The organism is Pseudarthrobacter sp. DSP2-3-2b1, assembly GCF_049895945.1.
GTDB lineage: Bacteria > Actinomycetota > Actinomycetes > Actinomycetales > Micrococcaceae > Arthrobacter.
In genome coordinates this window covers 49,715-67,421 of the sequence record NZ_JAFCTI010000010.1, presented here as the reverse complement: position 1 = coordinate 67,421, position 17,707 = coordinate 49,715, and the positions used below count along the sequence as shown (strand labels likewise).

At 65.1% G+C, this 17,707-nt stretch carries 19 protein-coding genes and 3 tRNA genes; 6 read left to right on the top strand and 16 right to left on the bottom strand.

The features are described from left to right. Positions 1-107: 107 nt before the first annotated feature. Genes ACP7AX_RS13325 through ACP7AX_RS13310 form a run of 4 tightly spaced genes read right to left on the bottom strand, consistent with a single transcriptional unit; the run spans position 108 to position 3,580 of the window. Positions 108-359 (bottom strand): hypothetical protein, encoded by a 252-nt coding sequence (locus ACP7AX_RS13325; RefSeq protein WP_131684635.1) that lies wholly within the window; start codon positions 357-359, stop codon positions 108-110. Further along, positions 356-1,252, bottom strand: coding sequence for a carbohydrate ABC transporter permease (locus ACP7AX_RS13320; protein ID WP_426226915.1), 897 nt, complete (start codon positions 1,250-1,252; stop codon positions 356-358). Before ACP7AX_RS13320 ends, ACP7AX_RS13325 begins: the two co-directional genes overlap by 4 nt. Continuing rightward, on the bottom strand, positions 1,249-2,286 hold the full coding sequence (locus ACP7AX_RS13315; protein WP_426226913.1) for a carbohydrate ABC transporter permease: 1,038 nt from the start codon (positions 2,284-2,286) through the stop codon (positions 1,249-1,251). The genes ACP7AX_RS13320 and ACP7AX_RS13315 overlap by 4 nt, the downstream gene beginning before the upstream one ends. Before the next feature lie 7 nt (positions 2,287-2,293). Continuing rightward, the gene (locus ACP7AX_RS13310) at positions 2,294-3,580 is read right to left on the bottom strand and encodes an ABC transporter substrate-binding protein (RefSeq protein ID WP_426226911.1); all 1,287 of its coding nucleotides are present in this window, start codon (positions 3,578-3,580) and stop codon (positions 2,294-2,296) included. A 139-nt stretch (positions 3,581-3,719) separates the two neighbouring features. Here ACP7AX_RS13310 and ACP7AX_RS13305 point away from each other — a divergent pair, with 139 nt between their 5' ends. Further along, complete coding sequence (locus ACP7AX_RS13305) at positions 3,720-5,555, top strand: glycoside hydrolase family 13 protein (protein ID WP_426226909.1); 1,836 nt, start codon at positions 3,720-3,722, stop codon at positions 5,553-5,555. Positions 5,556-5,602: 47 nt separating this feature from the next. On the opposite strand, the gene ACP7AX_RS13300 is transcribed toward ACP7AX_RS13305, so the two are convergent. From ACP7AX_RS13300 to ACP7AX_RS13265, 8 genes are all read right to left on the bottom strand, one after another. Beyond that, on the bottom strand, positions 5,603-6,214 hold the full coding sequence (locus ACP7AX_RS13300; RefSeq protein ID WP_131684640.1) for a hypothetical protein: 612 nt from the start codon (positions 6,212-6,214) through the stop codon (positions 5,603-5,605). Beyond that, positions 6,211-6,780 carry a hypothetical protein gene (locus ACP7AX_RS13295; protein ID WP_426227053.1) on the bottom strand — a complete coding sequence of 190 codons (570 nt, stop codon included), beginning with the start codon at positions 6,778-6,780 and terminating at the stop codon, positions 6,211-6,213. The genes ACP7AX_RS13300 and ACP7AX_RS13295 overlap by 4 nt, the downstream gene beginning before the upstream one ends. A 74-nt stretch (positions 6,781-6,854) precedes the next feature. Further along, positions 6,855-7,235 (bottom strand): hypothetical protein, encoded by a 381-nt coding sequence (locus ACP7AX_RS13290; protein WP_426226907.1) that lies wholly within the window; start codon positions 7,233-7,235, stop codon positions 6,855-6,857. Then, the gene (locus ACP7AX_RS13285) at positions 7,232-7,423 is read right to left on the bottom strand and encodes a DUF2273 domain-containing protein (protein WP_426226905.1); all 192 of its coding nucleotides are present in this window, start codon (positions 7,421-7,423) and stop codon (positions 7,232-7,234) included. Before ACP7AX_RS13285 ends, ACP7AX_RS13290 begins: the two co-directional genes overlap by 4 nt. Further along, complete coding sequence (locus ACP7AX_RS13280) at positions 7,420-7,902, bottom strand: Asp23/Gls24 family envelope stress response protein (RefSeq protein WP_426226903.1); 483 nt, start codon at positions 7,900-7,902, stop codon at positions 7,420-7,422. Before ACP7AX_RS13280 ends, ACP7AX_RS13285 begins: the two co-directional genes overlap by 4 nt. Positions 7,903-8,046: 144 nt before the next feature. Further along, positions 8,047-8,122: transfer RNA gene (locus tag ACP7AX_RS13275), tRNA-Phe, on the bottom strand. A gap of 49 nt (positions 8,123-8,171) precedes the next feature. Continuing rightward, positions 8,172-8,245: transfer RNA gene (locus tag ACP7AX_RS13270), tRNA-Asp, on the bottom strand. Positions 8,246-8,337: 92 nt separating this feature from the next. Then, a tRNA-Glu gene (locus ACP7AX_RS13265) sits at positions 8,338-8,410 on the bottom strand. A gap of 167 nt (positions 8,411-8,577) precedes the next feature. Between ACP7AX_RS13265 and ACP7AX_RS13260 the strand changes: the two genes are divergently transcribed. Then, a complete protein-coding gene (locus ACP7AX_RS13260) occupies positions 8,578-9,597 on the top strand; it encodes a PHP domain-containing protein (protein ID WP_426226901.1) in 1,020 nt (339 codons plus the stop codon). A gap of 5 nt (positions 9,598-9,602) precedes the next feature. Here ACP7AX_RS13260 and ACP7AX_RS13255 read toward each other — a convergent pair whose 3' ends face one another. Beyond that, on the bottom strand, positions 9,603-10,295 hold the full coding sequence (locus ACP7AX_RS13255) for a thioredoxin domain-containing protein (protein ID WP_131684645.1): 693 nt from the start codon (positions 10,293-10,295) through the stop codon (positions 9,603-9,605). 125 nt (positions 10,296-10,420) lie between these two features. Here ACP7AX_RS13255 and ACP7AX_RS13250 point away from each other — a divergent pair, with 125 nt between their 5' ends. The 4 genes from ACP7AX_RS13250 (at position 10,421) to ACP7AX_RS13235 (ending at position 14,488) form a co-directional block, all read left to right on the top strand. Further along, the gene (locus ACP7AX_RS13250) at positions 10,421-11,395 is read left to right on the top strand and encodes a DMT family transporter (RefSeq protein WP_426226899.1); all 975 of its coding nucleotides are present in this window, start codon (positions 10,421-10,423) and stop codon (positions 11,393-11,395) included. Positions 11,396-11,435: 40 nt separating this feature from the next. Continuing rightward, a complete protein-coding gene (locus ACP7AX_RS13245) occupies positions 11,436-11,864 on the top strand; it encodes a metallopeptidase family protein (RefSeq protein ID WP_131684647.1) in 429 nt (142 codons plus the stop codon). Positions 11,865-11,874: 10 nt separating this feature from the next. Further along, the gene (locus tag ACP7AX_RS13240; RefSeq protein WP_131684648.1) at positions 11,875-12,795 is read left to right on the top strand and encodes a cation diffusion facilitator family transporter; all 921 of its coding nucleotides are present in this window, start codon (positions 11,875-11,877) and stop codon (positions 12,793-12,795) included. Between the two features lie 205 nt (positions 12,796-13,000). Further along, positions 13,001-14,488 (top strand): C40 family peptidase, encoded by a 1,488-nt coding sequence (locus ACP7AX_RS13235; protein ID WP_426226896.1) that lies wholly within the window; start codon positions 13,001-13,003, stop codon positions 14,486-14,488. 27 nt (positions 14,489-14,515) lie between these two features. On the opposite strand, the gene ACP7AX_RS13230 is transcribed toward ACP7AX_RS13235, so the two are convergent. From ACP7AX_RS13230 to ACP7AX_RS13220, 3 genes are all read right to left on the bottom strand, one after another. Next, on the bottom strand, positions 14,516-15,313 hold the full coding sequence (locus ACP7AX_RS13230; RefSeq protein ID WP_426227051.1) for an ABC transporter permease: 798 nt from the start codon (positions 15,311-15,313) through the stop codon (positions 14,516-14,518). Positions 15,314-15,506: 193 nt separating this feature from the next. After that, positions 15,507-16,475, bottom strand: a complete 969-nt coding sequence (locus ACP7AX_RS13225) for an ATP-binding cassette domain-containing protein (RefSeq protein ID WP_131684650.1) — start codon at positions 16,473-16,475, stop codon at positions 15,507-15,509. Beyond that, a complete protein-coding gene (locus tag ACP7AX_RS13220; RefSeq protein ID WP_426226894.1) occupies positions 16,472-17,665 on the bottom strand; it encodes a hypothetical protein in 1,194 nt (397 codons plus the stop codon). The genes ACP7AX_RS13225 and ACP7AX_RS13220 overlap by 4 nt, the downstream gene beginning before the upstream one ends. Positions 17,666-17,707 lie beyond the last annotated feature (42 nt).

Sequence of the window (17,707 nt, the reverse complement as noted above, 5' to 3'; positions counted from 1 at the left end):
TGCCTTGCGATTCCACCGCGCCATCGTATATTTCAGTGCCGGCCCGCTTCGAAGTGTTACGAACAAAGCCGGGGCGGCCGGCCCGCGGCGCGGAGAACCGTGGAGGGCTACCTCCGGTCCGGCAGGCGGCGCCGCAGCCGCACCATTCCGTAAAGGGCCAGGAGCGTGGCCAGCAGGCCCAACGCCCACCACAACGCGAACTGGCCGGTTACTTCCATCCACACCGTGACAACCAGCAGGACCAGCGCCCAGAATCCAAGAAACCCCATGATGATGTCGAAGTCCTCGCCGGAGCGAACCAGCCGGCGTTCGTTTCCCGCCCCCTTGGACTGAGGGGGACGGGAAACGCCCTTTGTCACTTGACTGCACCCGCCGTCAGGCCGGCCACAATCTTGCGCTGGAAGACCAACACCAGGATCACCAGCGGAATGGTGACGATGGTTCCGGCTGCCATGATGGCCGTGTATGGGATCTGGTTGGGCTGTGCGCCGGCAAAGTTGGCGATGGCCACTGTAACCGGTTGGGTGGCGTCACTGGAGAGCTGGCTGGCGATCAGGAACTCGTTCCACGAGGAGATGAACGCCAGGATGGCCGTGGTGAAGATGGCCGGAGCCGCCAGCGGCATGATGACCTTCCGGAACGCCTGCCCCTGCGTGCAGCCGTCCACGCGTGCTGATTCCTCGAGCTCCCACGGCATTTCGCGGAAGAAAGAAGTAAGCGTGTAGACGGTCAGCGGCAACACGAACGAGATGCTCGGGATGATCAGCGCCTGGTAAGTGCCCATCCAGCCGATGTTGGTGAACAGCTGGAAGAGCGGGGTGATGAGGGCAACGCCGGGGAACATGGAAGCTCCCAGGATGAAGCCCAGCACCAGGAACTTGAACCGGAAGTTCAACCGCGCCAACGCATATGCTGCGAACACGCCGATCAACAGGGACACTGCCGTCACAACGATGCCGATGAAGACGCTGTTCAGCAGCGCCTGGCCGAACCTGTTGCCGAAGGACGTATCAAATGCGGTGATGAAGTTGTCCATCGTCACGTGGGTGGGCAGGACCGAGGTGTCGTAGGTGAAGCCCACCTCGCGGAACGCCGTGACCACCATCCAGTACGCCGGGGCCAGGCACCAGACCAGGATGACCGCAGCACTGATATACGTCCTGGCCTGCGCCCACTTCTCGCGGTTCTGGGCCGTTTTGCGGCCCGCGTCCTGCCGTGCGCGCAGCTCCGTGGAGGCTGTTGACGTTGTCATTTCTTCCCCTTACCTGAGGCGCCGCTTTGTTCCACAACGTTGGCGCCGAGGAACCGCACAAAGATGAATGCGACCAAGAAGATGATGATGAAGGTGATGGTTGATAGCGCCGCCGCCGCGTTGAACCCTTGTCTGATCTGGTTGATCACCAGGATCGAGAGCGTGGTGGTGTTGTTCGCACCGCCGGTGAGGATGTACGGAAGGTCGAACATGCGCAGCGCATCCAGGGTACGGAACAGGATGGCCACCATAAGCGCCGGCTTCACCAGCGGCAAAGTGATCATCCGGAACCGCTGCCAGGCAGTGGCACCGTCAACCTTGGCTGCCTCATAGACCTCGGCCGGGATCATCTGCAGCCCGGCGAGAATCAGGAGGGCCATAAACGGTGTGGTCTTCCAGGTATCGGCGATGATGACAGCCCATTTGGCCGGCCACTCACTGCCCGTCCACAGGATGGAAACGTTGAACAGCTTGTTGATGATGCCGTTGAAGTCGAACATGAAGAGCCACAGCTGGGCGGTAACGGCCGTGGGGATGGCCCAGGGAACCAGGACAGCGGCGCGGACGATGCTGCGGCCCTTGAAGGTGCGGGCCATAATCATGGCCATCCAGAAGCCGAGGATCGTCTCGAAGAGAACCGTGACAGCGGTGAACAGGAAGGTGGTTCCCGTCGCATTCCAGAACTGGCCGCCAAGTGTTCCCGGCGGGCAGGCTACAGTGCCGCCACCTGGGGCGGCACACTGCTGGCCGAGCCAATTCACATAGTTCTGAATACCTGCGGGGCCGCCTTCCGTAAAGAGGCCGGTGACCGGATCCAGGCCGGCGTCCTTCTGGAAGGACATGATGATCGCGCTGATGATCGGATAAACAATGACGATGCCGAGCGCAATGATGGTGGGTGCCAGCAGCCAGGAAGCCCACTTACCCTGGCTGAGGATCTGGTTGTCCTCCCCCACACCCTTGGGTGCGTGGTGGACCGGGGTCCCGCCCGACGCCGGCTTTGTTGCCGGCGTCGGGCCCAATTCGGTTGCCATGGCTAGGCTACGATCCTGCGCCGGCGGACTCGATGGACTTCTGCATGTCAGCTAAGGCCTGCTCGGCAGACTTTTCGCCCTTCAGTGCAGCGTAGGCATTCTCCTGAACCGCCTTGGTCACGGCCGGGTAGAACGGCGTCACAGGCCGCGGAACAGCGTTGGACAGTGACTCCTTCAGGACTGTCAGGTACGGCAGTTTGGTGGTCAGTTCGGTGTCATCGTAGAGCGCAGCCAGAACCGGTGCCAGGGAGGCCTGGTTCGCGAAGAACTTCTGCTGCTCTTCTTCGGTGATGAACTTCAGGAAGTCCAGGGCAGTGGCCTTGTTCTTGGAGTAGACGCTGATCGCTGCGCTGTGGCCGCCAAGTGAGGAAGCACCGGGGCCGTCCACGCCGGGAAGAACGGCCATGCCGAACTTGTCCTTGACTGCCGAGGATCCCTCGGTGGTGATCAGGCTGTAAATGTACGGCCAGTTGCGGTGGAAGAGCAGGTTGCCGGACTGGAACGCGCGGCGGCTTTCCTCTTCCTGGAAGGTGATGGCTTCCTGCGGGATGTTGCCATCGGCATAGGCCTTGACCAGGTTCTCAAGTCCTGCCTTGGCCTCCGGGGTGTTCAGGCTGGGCTTGCCATCTTTGTCCAGGACCGATCCACCGGCGGAGTTGATGGCTTCAGCGGCGTTGACGGTCAAACCTTCATACTGCTTGTACTGGCCGGAGTAGCAGCCGATGTTGTTGGCCTTGGCGATGGAGCACATGCCCATCATTTCGTCCCACGTCTTGGGCGGTGTGGGAACAAGGTCCTTGCGGTAGTAGAGGATGCCACCATCGGAATCCTTGGGTGCGGCGTAGAGCGTTCCCTTGTAGGACGCTGCTTCGACCGGAGCCTCAAGCATCTTTGAGGTGTCGATGGCCATCTTGTCCTTGAGCGGCTGCAGCCAGCCCTTGGCCGCGAACTCTGCGGTCCAGATAACGTCAACGCTGACAACGTCGTAATCGGACTGCTTGGCCTGGAAGTGCTGGACCAGGTCGTCGTGCTGCTGGTCGGCCTTGTCGGTCTGCTCTTTGAACGTGACCTGCTCGTCAGGGTGGGCGGCATTCCACTTTTCAATGAACGGCCGGACAACGTTGTTGTTGTCCTTGCCCTGTACATAGGTGATGGGCCCTCGGCCGTCGAGGTTGGCTTCGGCATCGGTGCCGCCGCCTCCGGTGGTCCCGCCGCCCCCGCCGGCACAGGCGGATAGCGTCAGGGCCAGGATGCCGGCAGTTGCTGCCGGGAGTAAGAATTTACGGGATTTCATTGCTTGAGGCTCCTCGCTGAGTGACAAGTAAGTCGAACAGTGTGGTTGTTGGTGACCTTGATGTGGTGACCATCACACTAGTAAGGTTGCTGGCGGTTATGCAAGCGTTTACATCAAAAAGTTACCGGAGAGGAACCAAATGCACCACTCGACCGTTCCCACCCCTGGTTCCACGCTCAATTCGTGGTGGGCCAGCGCTGTTGTCTATCAGATTTACCCACGCTCCTTCGCGGACGCCAATGGTGATGGAATGGGTGATCTTCAGGGAATTGCAGCCCGATTGCCCTATCTTCAGTCGCTGGGAGTGGACGCCATCTGGCTGTCTCCGTTCTATAAGTCACCCCAGGCCGACGGTGGCTATGACGTGGCGGATTACCGCCAGGTGGATCCACTTTTCGGAACGCTGGCAGACTTCGATGCTTTGTTGCAGGATGCTCACCGCCGCGGCCTGAAGGTCATCGTGGATCTTGTCCCCAACCACACTTCGGACGAGCACGTCTGGTTTCAACAGGCGCTGGCGGCCGCCCCCGGAACCCCGGAGCGTGACCGCTACATGTTCCGGCCGGGCAAGGATGAAGCGGCTGGTTCCGGCGACGGCAACCTGGCACCGAACAACTGGAAATCCATCTTCGGCGGACCGGCCTGGACCCGTGTCACCGAGCAGGACGGCAAACCCGGAGAGTGGTACCTCCACCTTTTCGACACCAAACAACCCGACCTGAATTGGGAAAACGCCGAGGTGCAGGAAGAAATGCGCGCCGTGATCCGCTTCTGGCTGGACCGCGGGGTGGATGGATTCCGGGTGGATGTTGCCCATGGCATGGTCAAGGAGGCTGGCCTGCCCGATTGGGAGGGCGTGGCTGCCATGGTGGAAGGCACTGCTGACTCGACGGCCAAACCGCACATCCCGCCTGGTGACGCTCCCGGCGCGCACACCGACTCCCAGGAGCCGCACCGCGCCGTGTCTCCGCAGTACCCGCCATCGCCCTTCTTTGACCAGGACGGTGTGCATGAGATCTACCGGGACTGGCACAAAGTACTGGAACAGTACGACGGCGACCGCATGATGGTTGCCGAGGCCTGGGTTGAACCCGCCGAACGGTTGGCGCGGTATGTCCGCAAGGACGAAATGCAACAGGCCTTCAACTTCGACTTCCTCCTGGCCGGCTGGGACGCCGGGCGGATGGCAGAAGCGATCGAAGACTCACTGAGAGCCGCCGCCTCCGTAGGGGCTCCATCCACCTGGGTGCTGAGCAACCATGACACCGTCAGGCACACCACCCGGTTCGGGCTGAAGGATCCCACCACCTTCCCAAAGGGCATTGGCGCCAACGACGAGCAGCCTGATGCGGCCCTGGGTCTGGCACGGGCCCGCGCCGCCATGCTGATGTCCCTTGCACTGCCGGGCTCGGCCTACATCTACCAGGGCGAGGAACTCGGCCTTCCGGAGCACACCACGCTTCCGGACGACGCGCGGCAGGATCCCACGTTTTTCCGCACCAACGGCGCCGAGATCGGCCGCGACGGCTGCCGCGTTCCGCTGCCGTGGAAGGCCACGGAGCTCGGTTTCGGCTTTGCCGAAGCTTTCACTCAGGAAGAGAACGACGGCGGCCCGGCGGGGTTGGCCCCCGGCCAACCGGCAGCGCCCTGGCTGCCCCAGCCCGAATCGTTCCGGGACCTTGCCGCGGACAGGCAGGACGGCGTCGAAGGATCCACCCTGGAGCTCTACCGTTCTGCGCTGGCGTTCCGTGCAGCCCAAGGGCTGGGATCGGGAACGTTCCGGTGGGCCGATCTCCATCAGCCAAATCGCGGCATATTGGCGTTCCATAACCGCGAAGTGCTGGTACTCAGCAATGTGGGCCTCGCCGCAGTCCCGGTGCCCGCGGGCTATTCAGTGGCAATAACCAGCACCGGCGTGTCAGCTGGCTCCGTCACCGAGGTATTACCGAACTCGACGGTCTACCTGACCCTTTGAGTCCATCGTGACGCCGCGGGCAGTCAGCGCACGCGGCGTCACGGAAGTCAGCGGACCCGTTCGGCGCGGCTGAACCGTGTCCTGGCGCCGGCACCGATGTGGATGAGCACCGGAGTCCGTTTCCCCACCACCTCATCCAAGGCGTCCACGAGGGCCGAGACTTCGGCCGCCAGAAGGTGCGGGGCCACCCCTTGACGCGGCTGCAGCCGGATCTTAAGGGCCGGCTGGCCGTGGACGCGGTACGTGGCCACTGTGGCACCAGCGAGGTCCGGCCTCCCGGCGAGGGCATGCTTCAGCGCCTGTTCAGCCACTCCCCCGGCGATCCGAACGTCGCCGGCCACGGTTCCGGGATCGAACTCGGCGGCCAGCACATCACTTCGGCCTTTGCCTTGCTGCGCTATCCAGGCAACCATGAGTCCGATCAGCACCAGCAGGGCGATGGCCATGACGATCCACAGCCAGCTTTCGGGACGGCCGGGAAACCGGGTGCTGCTGAAGGCCTGGTTGAGGCCGTCCCAGGCCGATCGCGACCACGCGTGCCACCACGGCCCCACCGAGGGCACGGCGGCAAGCGCAACCAGCAGGGTGCCCACGGCGAGCAGGATCAGTCCGAGGATCCCGATCAGGATGCGGTTGAGTACTGATGGAGTGCTGTTCATGCCCCGATCACCCCTGCGGCGGCGATGTTGACGCGGACCTCCGGCAACGGAAAGAGGGACATCTCCCGGAGCTCTTCCTGGACTGCGGCCAGCACAGCTGCTTCGGCCACGGGAACTCCCGAGGTGGGGCGGACATTGACCATGACCTGGCGCTGGGAGACCACCACCATCACCTGTTCAGGAGTGACGTTGGCTGCGAGCCGGGCGCTGCGGGCCAGGGCGGACGCGATGACCTCGTCATCCACCACCACGGCAGCCGAGGTCCCCATGCCGTCCAGAACATGGCGGGCGCGCCTGCCGGGCAGGACAGCGTTGAGCAGGAAGAAAAGTCCTGCCATGGCCACCACGGCGCCGCTGGCACCGAGCAGCAGTGGTGGGATGCCGGCCGGGAGGGCAACAATGCGCTCTGCCGCCAGCTGGGGTTCGATCAGCCACGCCGGCTGCCCGATGGCGTGCACTCCGGACTCCAGAAGACCGTACGCTGCCGCTGCCATCACCAGGACCGCAGCCACCGTTGCCACTGCTGCCCGGGAGGAATGGGTCTCCCTGTACAGGATCTTCCGCATATCCGGCTGACGTTCCGCGGGTGCCGGGTTGGCTTCCGCGGGGTCCACCAGCTTCCCATCGATTGAACCCGGGCTCATAGGACCCTGCCTCCCTCGATTGGTTTGACTCCGCTGATCCGGATGTCCACGCGGCTCAGACCGGCCCCACTCAGGGCCGTTACGGTCGTCAGGATTTGGGCTTTGGCAGCGATGGTGCGGTCCAGGATTGACCCCCCGAAGGCGGCCACCCGGCCAGCGTCCCGGACCACTAAAGGCAGTGGCGGGATCCTGATGGGCGAGACGAGGGACAGAGCCAGCAGCCCGGCGTCGTCCGTCCAGGCCGCCCGGACATCCTGGGTGTCCACACCCAGGGCCTCCGCAGCCGCCGCCTTGGCGAGGCTGGTCAGTGCCTGCGTGCTGATGCGGTTGTGGCCGCTAAGGACCTGACCCTGCAGGGAGGGTGCGGAGGCGGTCATGAGGATGAGCGCCGGCCGATGATGGCATCGAAAACGCCACGAAGATCCAATTTCCCTTCCGCAGCGCGGCCCAGGAGGGCACCGATGGCCATAAAGAGGAGGGCCACAAGGAAGCCCCACAAGCCGAACTGGAAGGCCATAAACGCCACGAAGGCGCCCACGGCGATGCCTACGACGGTCAGATTCACAGCAAGGCCTCCCTCTCTGTGCCGGCAGGCGGGGCTGCCTTTGGCGGCGGCGCCACGAACACATCCGTTATTTCGACGTTGACTTCGATGACCTGCAGGCCCACCAGTTCTTCGACGGCCCGGTAGACGGCGGCCCTGACCTGGTTGGCGAGCGAATGCAGAGGGGTGCCGTAGGTGGCAACCAGGCTGATATCAACGGCAACCTGCGTCTCCCCCACCTCGGCACGGACTCCGGCTGCATGGTCGGAACTGCCGACGGCGTCGCGGATGGCACCGAGTGCCCGGGACGGCACCGAGCCCAAGGAGTAGACGCCCGGTATGGAACGGGCCGCAATGCCCGCGACTTTCGCCACAGCGGTTTCGGCGATCACTGTGCGGCCGAGCCCGGGAACGGTTTCGGGCACCGGGCTGGAAGCATGCTGGCCGGCAGCCGGCTGGCGCTCGAGGCCGGCACCGGGTTGCGGGTTCTGGTATTCCATCGGGCACTCCCCCTTCTGTTGATCCCAACCCTATCCTCTAGGTCCGTCACGGCGTTGGAATCCGCTGGGTGCAGGGCGGGTTAAGTTGGGTGAAGGCGGGTTAAAGAAGAAAAGCACCAGTTCCGAAGAACTGATGCTTCCCAGTGGTGGCTCCGACCGGCGTCGATCCGGTGACCTTTCGATTTTCAGTCGAACGCTCTACCAACTGAGCTACAGAGCCTAGGTGACTAGTCACCATGAGAGCCGGAAATCTCTTCCGGCAATCAGAGCGACCCTGACGGGACTTGAACCCGCGACCTCCGCCGTGACAGGGCGGCGCGCTAACCAACTGCGCTACAGGGCCTTGCTTTTCTTGCTTCCGCCGTATCACTACCGCGTTTTTTCAAGGCTTCCAGCCTACCAGACAATTTCTGCCCGCCTGACCAGTTCCTTGCGTACCCCCAACGGGATTCGAACCCGTGCCGCCGCCGTGAAAGGGCGGTGTCCTAGGCCGCTAGACGATGGGGGCCAGAACCCGTTCGGCACAAAATAAAAGGCTTCAAGCCGAGGCTCTCAGTCTTTTCGTTTGCAGTTGCTCCGAACTGGACTCTAAAACTATAGGGCCTTGGCAGGAATTATCCAAAATCGGGCCGCAGGTACGTGAACAGGGGGGCAAAGACAGGCGAAGATGGACAGATGGATGCTGCCGCTGCACTCAACGAGATTGCCTTCTGGCTGGAGCGCGGACGCGCCGCCACCTTCAAGGTCCAGGCTTTCCGGAAGGCTGCCGGGATCATCGGCGGGCTTGATCCTTCGGAGGTCGAGGCCAGGGCGCGTGACGGCAGGCTGAAAAGCATGAAGGGGATCGGCGACAGGACGTATCAGGTGGTCCGCCAAGCGGTGGACGGCGGGGTGCCCGATTACCTCGCGGACCTGCGCGAGCGCAGTGCCGGGCCACTCACCACTGACGGCACCGCGCTGTACGCAGAACTTCGCGGCGATCTCCACAGCCACAGCGACTGGTCCGACGGCGGCTCCCCCATCCCGTTGATGGCCGACGCCGCGCAGCTTCTGGGCCGCGAATACCTTGCCCTCACGGACCACTCCCCCAACCTGACGATCGCCAACGGCCTGACCGCCGAGCGGCTGACGGAACAGCTGGACGTGGTAGCGGAGATAAACGGCAGCAACGCAAACGGCTTCCGGCTCCTGACCGGGATCGAAGTGGACATTCTCGAGTCCGGTGAGCTGGACCAGACGCCGGACATGCTGGACCGGCTGGACATTGTGGTCTCCAGCGTCCACTCCAAACTGCGGGCGGACCGCGGCACCATGACCCGGCGCATGCTCGGCGGCATCCGCGATCCGCACACCAACGTGCTGGGCCACTGCACCGGGCGCCTCGTGGAAGGATCGCGCGGCACAAGGCCGCAATCGGAATTCGACGCCGGAAAGGTGTTCGCCGCGTGCGCCGAAAACAACGTGGCCGTTGAGATCAACTCCCGCCCTGAAAGGCAGGACCCGCCGGACGACCTGATTCAGCTGGCCCTGGACGCGGGGTGCCTGTTCTCCATCGACAGCGACGCCCACGCGCCGGGGCAGCTCGACTTCCTTCAGTACGGCGCGGCCCGCGCGGCCAAGAACAACGTCCCCGCAGAGCGGATCATCACCACCTGGCCGCTGGACCGGCTGTTGGAGTGGTCCAAAAAAGGCTGACCGTTCTACTTCACGGCGTCCAGGAGCTTCTGCCGGAAGTCCTGCTTTGTAGTCAGGGTCAGCTTCTCGCCGTTGAGGAAGAACGTCGGCGTGCCTGTCACGCCCAGGGCTGTGCCGTCGGCGATGTCCGCCCGGATGCGTTCCTTCGTCTTCTCGTCGGCAACGGCTGCATCGAACGCCGCCAGGTCAAGGCCAAGTTCTTCGGCGAAGGTCCGGAACAGCGGCCCCTGCGATTCCGCCTTCCCATGCCATTGCTCCTGGGTCTCAAACATCCTCGCGGACATGGCCTCAAACCTGCCCTGCTGGGCCGCGGCTTCAACGGCGAGCGCGGCCGGGCCGGAGTTTGGGTGTGAGGACAACGGGAAGTAGCGGTTGACGAACGTGACCCTGTCGCCGAACTCCTGCTTCAGCTCCTCCACGAACGGGTGGATCGAGCGGCAGGCTTCGCATTCGAAGTCCAGGAACTCCACGAGCTGTGCTTTTTCAACGGCGGGGGAGGTCAGCCTGTGGCTGTCCGTGCGGACAAGCTGTTCCGCACCGGCCAGCGGCGGCTCCTGGGACGGTTTGGCCGATGTCAGCGCAAAGTACCAGGCGGCCCCGCTGGCCACGAGGACGGCCAGCAGGATCCAGATGACAAAGCGTACGCGCCTGGCTGTGCCCTGTGGTGAACCTGGGGAAGAAGTTAAAGCTGAGGCCATGAAACGCATCCTAGCCGAGGCCTGGAACCGCCGGGATCCCGGGCTCGCCCATTTTGGCAGGAACTCGACTAGAGGTGGCCGATTTCCGCCAGCCTGTACCGCCTTCGCGGGGCTAGATTGGCAGCATGGCTTCGACCCCCCGCGCTTCCACCGCCCGCGCCCACACCGCCGCACCGCCCACCCTTCCCGCACCGGACGGACGGATCAGCACCCTCGGCGTTGCCGCCGTTCTGGTCACCGTGGTGCTCTGGGCATCGGCGTTCGTTGGGATCAGGGCCATCGGGCCGACTTTCTCCCCCGGGTCCCTGACCCTGGGCAGGTTGGCGGTCGCCGCCGTCGTACTTGGTGCCCTGGTACTGCCACAACTGTTCAAAAGCCGGCTGCTGCCTCGGGGCCGCGAGTGGTGGCCGATTCTTGGGTACGGCGTGATGTGGTTCGGCGGCTACAACGTTGCCTTGAACGCCGCGGAACACCTGCTCGACGCCGGGACCGCCGCCTTGCTGATCAACGTCAATCCCATCCTGGTGGCGATCATGGCCGGCTTTTTCCTCAAGGAAGGCTTTCCCCGGTGGCTGCTCATCGGCAGCCTGGTGGCGTTCGGCGGGGTTGCGCTGATCGCACTCGGTTCCGGTTCCGGCTCCGGTGAACGTTCGACGGCGGATGTGGCCGGCGTGCTGCTCTGCCTCCTTGCCGCCGTGCTCGCCGCCGTCAGTGTCATCATCCAGAAGCCGGTGCTGCGGAAGTTCCCGGCTGGGCAGGCCACGTGGTTCGGGATCATGGTGGGTGCGCTCTGCTGCCTGCCCTTCACCGGGCAACTGGTTTCCGAACTGCAGTCCGCGCCGCTGCCCGCAACTTTGGGCTTGGTGTATCTGGGCGTTTTTCCCACGGCGATCGCCTTCACCACCTGGGCCTACGCGCTGTCTTTGATCGACGCCGGCAAACTGGCGGCCACCACCTATCTGGTCCCTGGCACCACCATCCTCATTTCCTGGCTGCTGCTCAGTGAGGTCCCCTCCGTCTGGGGCCTGGTGGGTGGAGTGGTCTGCCTGGTGGGAGTGGGACTGACCCGGCGCAAGGTCAGGGCGCCCGTGCGTCCTTGAGCACAGGCGGCAGATCAGCAGTTCGCGCTACAGTCAGGGCATGCCCGCCAACCTGCCGCCCGGACTGCCGATCATCCCGGAGGGGCCCCATGAGCCGCTTCCCTTCGAGATGTCGGCCGACGACTTTGAATCCGCCGTCACCGACGCCCTGGGCCGCATCCCCGCCAAGCTTGCGGCCGCGATGGACAACGTGGCGGTGTTTGTCGAGGACGATTACGTCCCCTCACCCGGCGAAGACCCGGATACCGTCCTGCTGGGACTGTATGAGGGCGTCCCGCTCACCGAACGGGATTCCTGGTGGGACGCCGGATCGCTGCCGGACCGGATCACCATCTTCCGGCAGCCCATCCTGGACATCTGCACCTCCCGCGATGAAGTGATCCACGAGGTGGCGGTGACGGTGGTGCACGAGGTTGCCCACCATTTCGGCATCGACGACGAGCGGCTGCACGAGCTCGGCTGGGGCTAGCCTTGTAGGCATGGGACACGACCACAGCCATACTCACGGGATCACGGCAACCGGCCGGCACCGCAAGCGTCTCGTCGCCGTCCTGGCCATCACGCTGGTGGTGGTGGTTGTGCAGCTAATTGGTGCGGCGCTTTCCGGATCGCTGGCGCTGCTGGCCGATGCGGGGCACATGCTCTCCGATGCCGCAGGCGTGACCATTGCACTCCTGGCCGCGTGGATCGCGGGCCGCCCGGCGAGTGACCAGCGGACCTACGGCTACCAGCGGGCAGAAGTCTTGGCAGCCCTGGCCAACGCGCTGATCCTGGTGGTCATCTCCGTGGTGATCTTCACCGAGGCGATCCGGCGGATAGGTGATGCGCCCGAGGTCCACACGGACATCATGCTCGCTGCCGCAATCCTGGGCGCTGTTGCCAACCTGGTCTCACTCCTGATCTTGCGCGGCGCACACCAGGACAGCCTGAACGTCCGCGGCGCCTACCTCGAGGTCCTCGGTGACCTTCTTGGCTCGTTCGCCGTGATTGTGGCTGCCGTAGTCATCCTGTTCACCGGCTACCAGGCCGCCGATACGATTGCGTCGGTGCTGATCGCGCTGATGATCCTGCCGCGCGCATGGAACCTGCTGCGTGATGTGGTGGACGTCCTGCTGGAGGCCACCCCCAAAGGCGTGGAGGTGCAGATGATCCGCGAACACATCCTCAGCGTTGACGGCGTGGTGGACGTGCACGATATTCACATCTGGACCATCACCTCCGGCGTCCCGGTCTTTTCGGCCCACGTGGTGGTGGAGGACGGTGTTCTGAACGCCCGCGGCGCAGACCAGCTGCTGGACAAACTCACCACCTGCCTCGGCTCCCATTTCGACACGGAGCACTGCACGTTCCAGCTGGAGCCCGCCAGCCATTCAGAACACGAGTCGCGCCAGCACGCCTAATGCCTCCGCCGTGGCGCCCCTTCGCATTCCAGACACGCCGTTTCAGATGTGTCGGAATCACACTCTTGTTGTTTATGTTATTGATGTGACCAGTGTTGCTAAAGTGCAGACGGTCACGTAGCCTCGGACTGCTGGGAGATCAGTAGAGGGGCTTTGTGCCGCCACCGGACCTCGCTCCCCAGCCTTACCGTGCGAGGTTCTGCGAATGCGTTTGACTGGATCAGGCCTGACGGCGGCCGTGCTGTGCTCCGCCGTCGTACTGTCCGGAACCCTTGCACTACCCGCCCAGGCGGATCCCGCTCCCCAGCTTCCCGGTGTCATCGCAACGGCCGTCCAGCGGCCGGCGTCGCCGGAGGTTCCCTCGGCGGAAGACATCGCGGCCGCGAAATCCAGTGAAAGCGCGACGGCGGATCAGGTCACCTCCATCGAGCGCCTCCTGGCCGATGCCGCCAGTGCCCAGCAAGCCACCTTCGCGCTGACCATGCAGGCAAACAACGCCTACGGCGAATCCCTGGTGGAACTGCAGGACCGCCGACTGGCAGCGGACGTTGCCTCCGCCAAAGCGAAGACCGCCGCGGACCTGCAGGACAAGACCCGCAAACAGGTGGGCCAACTGGCAGGCGATCTGTACCGCAACGGCGGGCTGAACCCCACCCTGACCACCTTCGTCAGCGGCAACGGCGAAGCGCTGCAGCAGGCCGCGACGCTGGAAGCCATCTCGGCCAGCCGCAGCCGCGCTTTTGAATCGGCGGACACAGCGGCTGTTGCAGCCCGGTCCTTGACTGCTGCCGCCGAGGACGCCAACCGGGCCGCAGACGAAGCCGCTCGAACGGCCGAGGCCCGCAAAGCCGACGCGGAAAGGGCCAACGCCACACAGGTGAAGGCCGTGGCCGAAGCGCAGGCACAGCGGACCGTCCTGGTGGACCAGCTGGCGCAGCTGAGGAACACCACCGTTGCGCTGGAATCGGCCCGGGTGGATGGGCTGGACCGGCAGCGCGAAGAAGCGCGGCTCGCCGCCATCACAGCGTCTGTGGACCGGGCAGCTTCCAGCCAAGGTGGAACAGCTCCCGCAGGAAGTGCACCTGCAGCGGTCGCTCCGCCTGCGCTTCCTCCTGCCGGCCAAGGGACGGGAACCGCCGCCGCACCTGCCGCTCCGGCTGCTCCGCCGGCTGCCGCACCGGCTCCAGCGCCTGCGCCGGCACCCGTTCCTGCTCCTGCCCCAGCCCCCGCGCCCGCTCCCGCGCCGGCACCTGCTCCGGCTCCCGCACCCGCTCCCGCACCCGCTCCCGCACCGGCACCTGCCCCCGCGCCGGCACCCGGCGGGTCCAATGAGACCGCCATTTCCGTGGCCATGTCCAAGGTGGGCGCCCCGTTCTTCTACCAGTACGGCGGTACCGGCGCCTACGGTTTTGACTGCTCCGGCCTGGTGCAGACGGCATTTGCAGCCGCCGGCAAGTACCTGCCCCGGACCGCGGCGCAGCAGTATGCGGCCGCCCCTGTCCATGTGCCAATTTCGCAGGCCCAGCGGGGCGACCTGCTGGTCTGGGGTTCGGCTCCGGGTTTCTACCACGTGGCCATTTACCTGGGTAACGGCCAGGTGGTCCAGGCGTTGAACCCGGACGAGGGAATTGGCATCACGCAGCTCAGCCGAATGGCCGGGATGCAGCTCCACCCCTACGCCGCCCGCTACTGACCTGGATCGTGGCCCAAGGTCAAAATCTCAGGACAGGACGTCTTTGGTGACGAACCTGCCGTACGCGAGCGCTCCGAACACGGCGATGTAGCCGGCCTGCAGCAGTGCATTATTGACGAACGAATCCCACAGCACCGGCTGGCGGAGGACATCGGCAAAACCGAACCAATAGTGGGTGAACAGCCAGGGATGCAGCCACTCAAGCTGGGGCAGCTGGTCCGCGATCTGTGAGGCCACCGAGACGACCACCGTGGCCGCCATAGCGCCCACCGGAACCACTGTCAGCGTGGAAATGAACAGCCCGATCGCCGACAGCCCCGCGAGTGATACCGCAAGGTACGCAGCGATCAGGACCAGCCGCAGTGCAGCCTCCGGAGGCTGCACCACATCCCCTGACAGGAGCGTCACGGGCCCGATAGGGAACAGCGCCGCTCCGATGGCCGCCCCGGCGAGGGCCACGGTGATGGGCGCGGCCAGGCAAAAAGCCAAGGCCCCTGCGTACTTGACCAGCAGCAGCCGGACCCTCCCGGCGGGCGCCACCAGCAGGTAGCGGAGGGTGCCCAGGCTTGCCTCGCCGGCAATGGTGTCGCCGGCCACCACTCCGATGGTGAGAGGCAGGAAAAGCGGCACGGCCACCAGCAGCGCCGTGACGGCCACGAACAGCCCGTTCTGCGTGATCCTGTCCAGGAACGCCGGCCCCCTCCCCGGCGGCACAGCTGACGAAAGCCGGACCGCGACGGCGATCAGCACCGGTATCGCGGCCAGCGCCAGCAGCATGGCCAGCGTCCGCCGGCGCCGGAAAAGAGTCTTCAGTTCAGATGCCAGGAGGGACAGGCTCGATCCGCGGCCAAGGGCACCCACGAGGCCGGACGCACCTGCCTCACCAGGGGCACTTGCTTCGCCGGGAGCACTTGCTTCGCCGGCACCATTCACGGCACCGTTGGCATTTACGGCACCTGGAGCATTCACCGCACCGGGGGCACGGCCCGGTTCCGGAGCTTCTGCTGTTTCAGGACCGCTACTGGGCAACGTCGAACCCCTCCCCCGTCAAGGCAACAAAGCGTTCCTCAAGGCTTTCCCGTTCCACTGCAAAGCCACGGACCCGCACCCCTGCCGCCACGAGCTCGGCCACGATGTCCTCCGGGGCGTCAAGCCGGGCAGCAGCCGCAACGGCGGTCAGCACCTGCCCGTCCGCCTCCGGGTGGGCAGCGCCTGGGGTCAGGCCCAACCGCAGCAGAACTGCGGAGGCCGTCCCGGCGTCGGGCGTTATCAGGCGGATCCGCGTCTCGCCCGCCTGGCGAAGCTCGGCCAGCGGACCCTGGGCCACCAGCCTGCCCGCGCTCATGATGGCCGCATGCGTGCAGATCTGCTCCACCTCCGCCAGCAGGTGGCTGGAGACGAAGACCGTGGCGCCGTCTGCGGCGAGGGACCGGACCAGGCTCCGCACCTCGCGCGTCCCCTGCGGATCCAGTCCGTTGGTTGGCTCATCCAGCACCAACAGGTCCCGTGGTGACAGCAGCGCGTTGGCGATTCCCAGCCGCTGCTTCATCCCCAGGGAATACGCATGCACCCTTTTGCCGGCCGCGTGCGCGAGTCCCACCCGCTCGAGTGCGGCCGCCACCCGTGCGTTCCGGGTGGCAGGCGCCGCATGCCGGCTGGCGGCGTCGAGCCGGTGCAGATTGGCCGTGCCGGACAGAAAGGGATAAAAAGCCGGCCCTTCCACCAGAGCACCGACGCGCGGGAGGACATCGTCCAGCCGCTGCGGCATCTGATGGCCCAGGACGTTGACTGTCCCGGCGGTCGCCGCGGCGAGGCCCAGGAGCATCCGGATGGTGGTGGTTTTGCCTGAACCGTTGGGGCCCAGGAAGCCGAACACGGCGCCGTGCGGCACCGAGAGGTCCACACCATCAACTGCCAACTGCTGGCCGAACCGTTTGGTCAGGCCGCGCGTTTCTATGCTCAGGCCGGGTGCCCCGGCGGCCCTCACGCCGCGCCGGCGGCGGCCTGAAGCCGCTCGGCCGGAACCATCCCCACAAAGATCCTGCCGTCGTCGGTCAGCAGGACGTTGACCAGCGAGGTGGACAGGAGCCGCCCGCCGGGTACGACGACGGCGGCCTGGGACAGGAGCGGATCCTTCAGTAAGGCCTCAGTCAGCTGCGCCCCCTGGCCGTCCGGCGGTGCAGGGAACCCGATCACCGATTCCCAGCCCTTTCCGGTCACCGTGGGCTTGGGCGCACCGGCATCCCGCTGGTGAACTGCACTTCCGGGTACATAATCCGGCGGGAGCATTCCCGGGGTTGCCGGCTCACCCTGGAAGCCAGGCGTGCTTTGCTGGTGCGGCATCATGGGACCCTGCGGCAGCGGAAGCTCCTTGACCGTGGCACCCGGAGGTGCCGTGAAGTTGAACATCGCATCCTCCGGCGCCGCCAGGGTCAGGCTGGTGAACCCTGCCTCGAATGCCGGTTCCTGCTGGCCTCGGGCTGAAACAGTTACCTTGAGCGGCATTCCGGTCGCGCCGTCAACTGCGATCACCGCCCTCTCCACCAAGGTTCCCTCCGTCCGCGGCGCCAGCACCAGGCTGTACGCGGACCGTCCGGCCACTTGGACATCGGGGCCAACCGTCACCGACGTGGAACTGTCGGCTGCGTCAAGGAACCGCTTGGCGAGTTCTTCGGGGGTGGGAATGGCATGGGTGGAGGGAACGGGGGCGTCCGGCGCCGGAAGGGGCAGGTCGCTCGCTTTGGCCGGCAGGGTCAGGTGCGCCGCGCTGTTGTCCCTGGAGTTGTAGAACCACACATCGCTGTCCCGGCGGATGACATCGCGTTCGGCGAGCCTGTCCACCACCTGGATACGGACCTTCGTAGGCCCGTCCATGAAGATCCGGGCTGTGTGTTCGCCGGTCAGAAGCTCAGCGATGGAGGCGGCTCCACCGGCAGATGCCGGCCCTGATGTGGGACCCACCGCGGGCAGATCCGGCAGTCCCAGCTCGGAGGACTGCTCCAGGGTGCCGGAGAATGACCTGGTGCTGTGCTGGCCCAACAGGGTCAGGACCTCGGCGGCGGATTTCTGGGGCAACGGATCGCCCGCGCGCGCCGGAATGGATCCCACCAGAACACCGGCGGCTATCACTGCAGGTACAGCTGCTGCGGGAACCCAGCGCAGCCATGTGCGTTTCATGCCCAACCCGCTTCATCCTTGGAGCCCATAAGTTCAGATTAC

Coding starts and splice junctions, on each gene's coding strand:
- ACP7AX_RS13310 (WP_426226911.1), bottom strand. CDS start 3,580: ATGAAATCCCGTAAATTCTTACTCCCGGCAGCAACTGCCGGCATCCTG.
- ACP7AX_RS13300 (WP_131684640.1), bottom strand. CDS start 6,214: ATGAACAGCACTCCATCAGTACTCAACCGCATCCTGATCGGGATCCTC.
- ACP7AX_RS13235 (WP_426226896.1), top strand. CDS start 13,001: ATGCGTTTGACTGGATCAGGCCTGACGGCGGCCGTGCTGTGCTCCGCC.
- ACP7AX_RS13305 (WP_426226909.1), top strand. CDS start 3,720: ATGCACCACTCGACCGTTCCCACCCCTGGTTCCACGCTCAATTCGTGG.
- ACP7AX_RS13290 (WP_426226907.1), bottom strand. CDS start 7,235: ATGACCGCCTCCGCACCCTCCCTGCAGGGTCAGGTCCTTAGCGGCCAC.
- ACP7AX_RS13220 (WP_426226894.1), bottom strand. CDS start 17,665: ATGAAACGCACATGGCTGCGCTGGGTTCCCGCAGCAGCTGTACCTGCA.
- ACP7AX_RS13255 (WP_131684645.1), bottom strand. CDS start 10,295: ATGGCCTCAGCTTTAACTTCTTCCCCAGGTTCACCACAGGGCACAGCC.
- ACP7AX_RS13315 (WP_426226913.1), bottom strand. CDS start 2,286: ATGGCAACCGAATTGGGCCCGACGCCGGCAACAAAGCCGGCGTCGGGC.
- ACP7AX_RS13320 (WP_426226915.1), bottom strand. CDS start 1,252: ATGACAACGTCAACAGCCTCCACGGAGCTGCGCGCACGGCAGGACGCG.
- ACP7AX_RS13240 (WP_131684648.1), top strand. CDS start 11,875: ATGGGACACGACCACAGCCATACTCACGGGATCACGGCAACCGGCCGG.
- ACP7AX_RS13260 (WP_426226901.1), top strand. CDS start 8,578: ATGGATGCTGCCGCTGCACTCAACGAGATTGCCTTCTGGCTGGAGCGC.
- ACP7AX_RS13295 (WP_426227053.1), bottom strand. CDS start 6,780: ATGCGGAAGATCCTGTACAGGGAGACCCATTCCTCCCGGGCAGCAGTG.
- ACP7AX_RS13250 (WP_426226899.1), top strand. CDS start 10,421: ATGGCTTCGACCCCCCGCGCTTCCACCGCCCGCGCCCACACCGCCGCA.
- ACP7AX_RS13280 (WP_426226903.1), bottom strand. CDS start 7,902: ATGGAATACCAGAACCCGCAACCCGGTGCCGGCCTCGAGCGCCAGCCG.
- ACP7AX_RS13245 (WP_131684647.1), top strand. CDS start 11,436: ATGCCCGCCAACCTGCCGCCCGGACTGCCGATCATCCCGGAGGGGCCC.